This is a genomic window from Aeromicrobium sp. Leaf272, assembly GCF_001422865.1.
In the GTDB taxonomy this organism is placed as follows: domain Bacteria; phylum Actinomycetota; class Actinomycetes; order Propionibacteriales; family Nocardioidaceae; genus Aeromicrobium.
The window spans coordinates 383,197-387,859 of record NZ_LMMY01000009.1 but is presented as its reverse complement, the minus strand read 5'-3'; the positions used below and the strand labels follow the sequence as shown (position 1 = coordinate 387,859).

The 4,663-nt window shown below is 70.6% G+C and carries 5 protein-coding genes; all 5 read right to left on the bottom strand.

Going from position 1 to position 4,663, the window contains the following annotated elements:
- A partial coding sequence (locus ASF38_RS18295; RefSeq protein WP_200914386.1) for an OsmC family protein occupies positions 1–444 on the bottom strand: 444 nt, incomplete at its 3' end.
- A gap of 170 nt (positions 445–614) precedes the next feature.
- Positions 615–1,868, bottom strand: coding sequence for an acyl-CoA dehydrogenase family protein (locus tag ASF38_RS03465; RefSeq protein WP_056573635.1), 1,254 nt, complete (start codon positions 1,866–1,868; stop codon positions 615–617).
- 101 nt (positions 1,869–1,969) lie between these two features.
- A complete protein-coding gene (gene sfnG / locus ASF38_RS03460; protein WP_055963279.1) occupies positions 1,970–3,106 on the bottom strand; it encodes a dimethylsulfone monooxygenase SfnG in 1,137 nt (378 codons plus the stop codon).
- A 102-nt stretch (positions 3,107–3,208) separates the two neighbouring features.
- Positions 3,209–3,694, bottom strand: a complete 486-nt coding sequence (locus ASF38_RS03455; protein ID WP_055963281.1) for a flavin reductase family protein — start codon at positions 3,692–3,694, stop codon at positions 3,209–3,211.
- Between the two features lie 117 nt (positions 3,695–3,811).
- The coding region (locus tag ASF38_RS03450) for a phenylalanine 4-monooxygenase (RefSeq protein WP_082480424.1) at positions 3,812–4,663 on the bottom strand (852 nt) is incomplete at its 5' end.

Genomic DNA, 4,663 nt, shown 5'->3' with positions numbered 1-4,663 from the left:
CCAGGAGGACCGGAAGTCCAGCCCGCTGCGCTGGAAGAGCTGGGTGACGGGGCAACGGCGTTCGAGCTCGCTCACGAACCGGTCGAAGGCGGCCTCGTCGGCATCGGTCTCGACCGTGGCGACGACGCTGACGGCGCGGAAGTTCGCGTCGCCCTCGGCGCCGCCGACGAACACGGACGGATCGAGGTCGCCCTGGGCGTGGAAGGTGAACGCGCCGAGGGTGAGGCCGAGGTCCTTCGCGACGAGGGTTGCGGTGATCTGGTTGCACGACGTGAGCGCGCCGAGCGTGTACGCCAGCGGGCTGGGGGCCGCGTCGGATCCGCCGAAGGCCGGGTAGGTGTCGGCGTGGAAGACGTGGGCGTTGTCACCTCCGACCGTGATCTGCTGCGCGACACCGTGGCCGGTGCTCTCGACGACGAACGGGACGAGGGTGGTGGTGCTCATGAGGGGTCCTCTCGTTGGGTGGTGCGACCAGCGTCGACCTCGCGGTCGACGCCTGGGTCGCGTGTCGAGCAGTGGGCTGGTCTGCGTGAAGGGCAGCGGGGTGCTAGGCCCGGGCGGGGACCGGTGCGTGACCGGTCACCCGCCCGAGCGGTCCTGGGTGGGAGAGGGGCTCACGTGTACCAGCTGGGCTCGGGGATCTTCCCGAGCAGCGCGTACTCGCCGACCTCGCGACGCTTGTACGCCACGGGGTCGTGGAGCGTGTGCGTCCGCGCGTTGCGCCAGAACAGGTCGAGGCCGACCTTGTTGCTGGATGCCCGCGCCCCGGTGAGCTCGAAGATCTTCGTGCCCACCTCGAGGGCGACGTCGTTCGCGAGCTGCTTGACCGCGGCCACCCGCACGGCCACCCGCCCACGTGCCTCGGGCGTCAGGTCCTCGCGCGGCGCGTGGAGAAGGGTGGAGATCTCCCGGCCCACCTCGTCGGCCAGGGCCTCGGCGGCCCACAGCTGGCTCTGGAGTCGGCCGTAGCCCTCCAGGACGTACCACTCCTCGCTCGCGCTGGCCTTGTCGTCGCCGCCGTAGGGCCACGGTCGCGTGGTCGAGCGGGTGTAGGCGGTCCCCGCCTTGAGGCCACCTCGCGCGATGCCCAGGTAGAAGTTGCTGAAGACGAGCTGGATCGTCGGCAGGTTGAGGGTGCCGTAGACCAGCTCGACCAGCTCCTTGTCGACGTAGCCGGCGGCGGCCGCCCACGGCACTCGGACGTCCGTGACGGTGACGCCCCCGGACTCGGTGAGCCGCTGGCCGAGGTTGTCCCAGTCGTCGTGGAACACGATCCCGGGCTGGTCGCTGGGGACGATCGCGAAGATGTGCTTCTCGGTGCCGTCGAGGACACCCTCGAGGACGGTGAGGTCGCTGACCTTCGAGCCGGTCGAGAACGACTTGCGACCGTTGTAGACGATCTCGTCCCCCTCGTCGCGGATGGTGAGGTCGCCGTCACGGGGGTTCACGGCGCCGCCGAAGAAGAGGTTGCCGGTCGTGTAGAGCTCCTCGACCGCGGTGATCTGCTCGGGCGTGCCCACGAGGCGGACCGCCCAGGCCCACAGGTAGTGGTAGGCCAGCAGCTGGCCGATGGACCCGTCGCCGGAGGCGACCTCACGCACGACCTGGTACGCGAGGTCCCACGTCTGGCCCGCGCCGCCGTGCTCGGCGGGACCGAGCAGCGTGACGAGGCCGGCATCCTTGAGCAGCTGAACCTCGGCCGTGGGCACGGCCTGGGCGCGATCGCGCTCGACGGCGTCCGCCGCCAGGATCCCGGCGACGTCGGCCGCTCGCTCGAGCCAGCCCTCGCGGGTGGTGGGTCGGGCCTGGTCGGCCCAGGGGGAGGAGGTGACGGCCTCCTGCACGGTGATGTTCTCGGTGGTGGTCATAGTCTTGCTCCTGTTCCTTGCGCTAGTGGGGAATGCCGCCCGTCGGGGTCTCGCCACCCCGGCGGGCACCCGCCGGCCTCTGCCGCCGGGGGATCGTGGTGTCAGGCCGACGTGAGGGCGTCCTCGCCGAGGGTCCCGGCCTCGACGGCCTGCGTCTCGAGCTCCCGGACGATCGGCAGCACCTTCTCGCCGAAGTACGCGATGTCCTCGAGGTAGTGCAGGAAGCCGAGCAGGAACAGGTCGACGCCGCGCTTCTTGTACTCGACGATGCGGGTGGCCACCTGCTCCGGCGTGCCGACGAGCCCGGTGCGGAACCCGTCGTTGTACTGGACGAGGTCCCGGAAGGAGGAGTCGGCCCACATCCCCTTGCCGTCGCTCGTGCTGCTGCCGGCCTGCTGGACGGCCTGGCGGAAGCCCTCGACGGCGTCGGGGTTCGCCTTCGCGATGATCTCCTCGAGCACGTCCCGGGCCTCGGCCTCGGAGTCGCGGGCGACGACGAAGCCGTTGAGGCCGAACCTCACCTGCCCCTCGCGTCCGGCGATCGACGCGTTCTGGTTCACCTCGAGGTACTGCTCGGTGAAGCCGTCGAGGTCCTTGCCGTTGGAGAAGTACCAGTCGGCCACCGAGCCGCCGTTGCGGCGGGCTGCCGTGGAGTTGCCGCCCTGGAAGATCTCCGGGTGCGGACGGCCCGGCACATCGACCGGTCCAGGCTTCAGGGTGAAGTCGTGGATCCGGTAGAAGTCGCCGCGGTGCTCGAACCCCTCCTCGGTCCAGAGCCCTCGCAGCACGCGGATGAACTCCTCGCTGCGGCGGTAGCGCTCGTCGTGCTCCAGCCACGGCTCGCCGAGGCCGGTGAACTCGTCCTTGAACCAGCCGGACACGACGTTCACCGCCGCGCGACCGCCGGAGATGTGGTCGGCGGTGATGATCCACTTGGCCAGCACCGCCGGGTGCCAGAGACCGGGGTGGACGGCGGCGATGACCTTGAGCTTCTCCGTCTGGGTGAGCAGGCCGAGGCTGAAGCTCGTCGACTCGTGCTGCTGGTCGGCGCCGTACGACGCGGTGTAGCGGACCTGGCTGAGGGCGTACTCGAAGCCGACCTGCTCGGCGAGCTGGGCGACCTTCACGTTGAAGTCGTAGCTCCAGTCGGTGCGCTGCTCGATGGTGCTGGTGACGAGTCCGCCGGAGACGTTGGGGACCCAGTACGCGAACTTCAGGGGATCGGTGCTGATGGGCATGGCGAAGCAGCCCCTTCCTGGTGAGAGGTGATGGAGGTGGTGAGGAGGTGGCGGGGTCGGCTCAGTCGTGACATCGCTCGGCGAGCGGCGAGTGGACTCGCATCAGAACGCCTTGTGGGTGCCGAAGGTGCGCTGCCAGTAGGTGAGCGGCTGGTGGTCGCCGGTCTCGGCGGACACGACGGTGCCGAGCACGAGCACGTGGTCGCCCGCCGGCACGGTGCCGGTCACGTCGGCCAGGACCCAGGCATGGACGTCGTCGAGGCGCGGTGCGCCGTCGTCGCGCCACCCGATGTCGGCGAAGCGGTCGTGGACCTTCGTCGCGAACCGCAGGGCGACCTGGTCCTGGTGGGCCGCGAGCACGTTGACACCGAAGCGCCCGCCGCGCTGCAGGCGGGCGAGAAGGCTCGACGTCCGCGACAGGGACAGCAGGATCATCGGCGGGTCCATCGAGAGCGACATGACGCCGCTCAGGGTGGTGCCGTGCGGGCGCCCTCCGGCCGACGTCGTGACGATGGTGAGCCCGGTGGCGAAGTTCGCCATGGCGTTGCGCAGGGCCGTCTCGAGCGTGGTGTCCACGGACACGGTCATCTCGTCCTCCCCAGGTGTGCGGTGGTGATGTGTCCACCGTGGACCGCGGGGAGGGGGTCGTGGCACCTGCTCAGGAGGTGGGACGTCCTGGGGCGTCCGGTCGGCCCGTGCTAGTCGTCAGGCAGCGGTCGCGCGCAGGGCGTTGATCGAGTCGTCGGTGCAGGTGTCCCAGAACCCGCCGACCGCGTCCTCCACGTGGGCGAAGGAGTCTGCCGCGAACAGCACGTCCTGGTAGTGGGTGATGTCGTAGTCGGTGGTGCCCATGGCCACGACGTCGAGCGGCTTGATCGTCATGCCGCGGAACTCCTCGATCTCGCCGGGGCTCGACAGGATTCCCGCGCCGAAGGCCTTCAGGCCGTCGGGCTCGTGCACCACGCCGAACTCGAGGGTGAACCAGAAGACCCGGCTGACGAACTCGAGCGCCTCGGCCGTCTCGACGCGACGGGCCGCCTGGCCGGCGGCCTGGTACAGGCGGGTGAACCGGGGGTCGGCGAGCGTGTTGCCGTGCCCGACGACCTCGTGCAGCACGTCGGGCTCGGGCGTGTAGAGCGGGACGGAGTGGTGGCGCACGTACTGGGTGGCCCAGAAGCCGTGGTCGGCGAGGGCGCCGTAGAACTCGCGCAGGGGCACGAGCCCGGCGGCAGGGCGGTACCGGAAGCCGGTGATCGGCTCCAGCCGGTCGGACAGCTCCTCGAGCTGCGGCACGCGGTCGAGCGGGAGGTCGAGGGCGGCCTTGCCGTCGAGGAACTCGCGGCAGGCGTAGGTCTCGTGCTTGGCGAGGAGGTCCTCGCTCACGACGCGCCACACCTCGTGCTCGGCGTCGGTGTAGGGCGCCTCGGGGGCGGGCTCGCCGGGCTCCCACCGGTGGGCGAGCGTGGCCAGGAGGTCACGGCGCTCGCGGTACTCCGGGTCGTGCAGCCCGGGGTGGTCGGCGCCCAGCTCGACGGTCATCCGGCCGTCGTCGGTCTG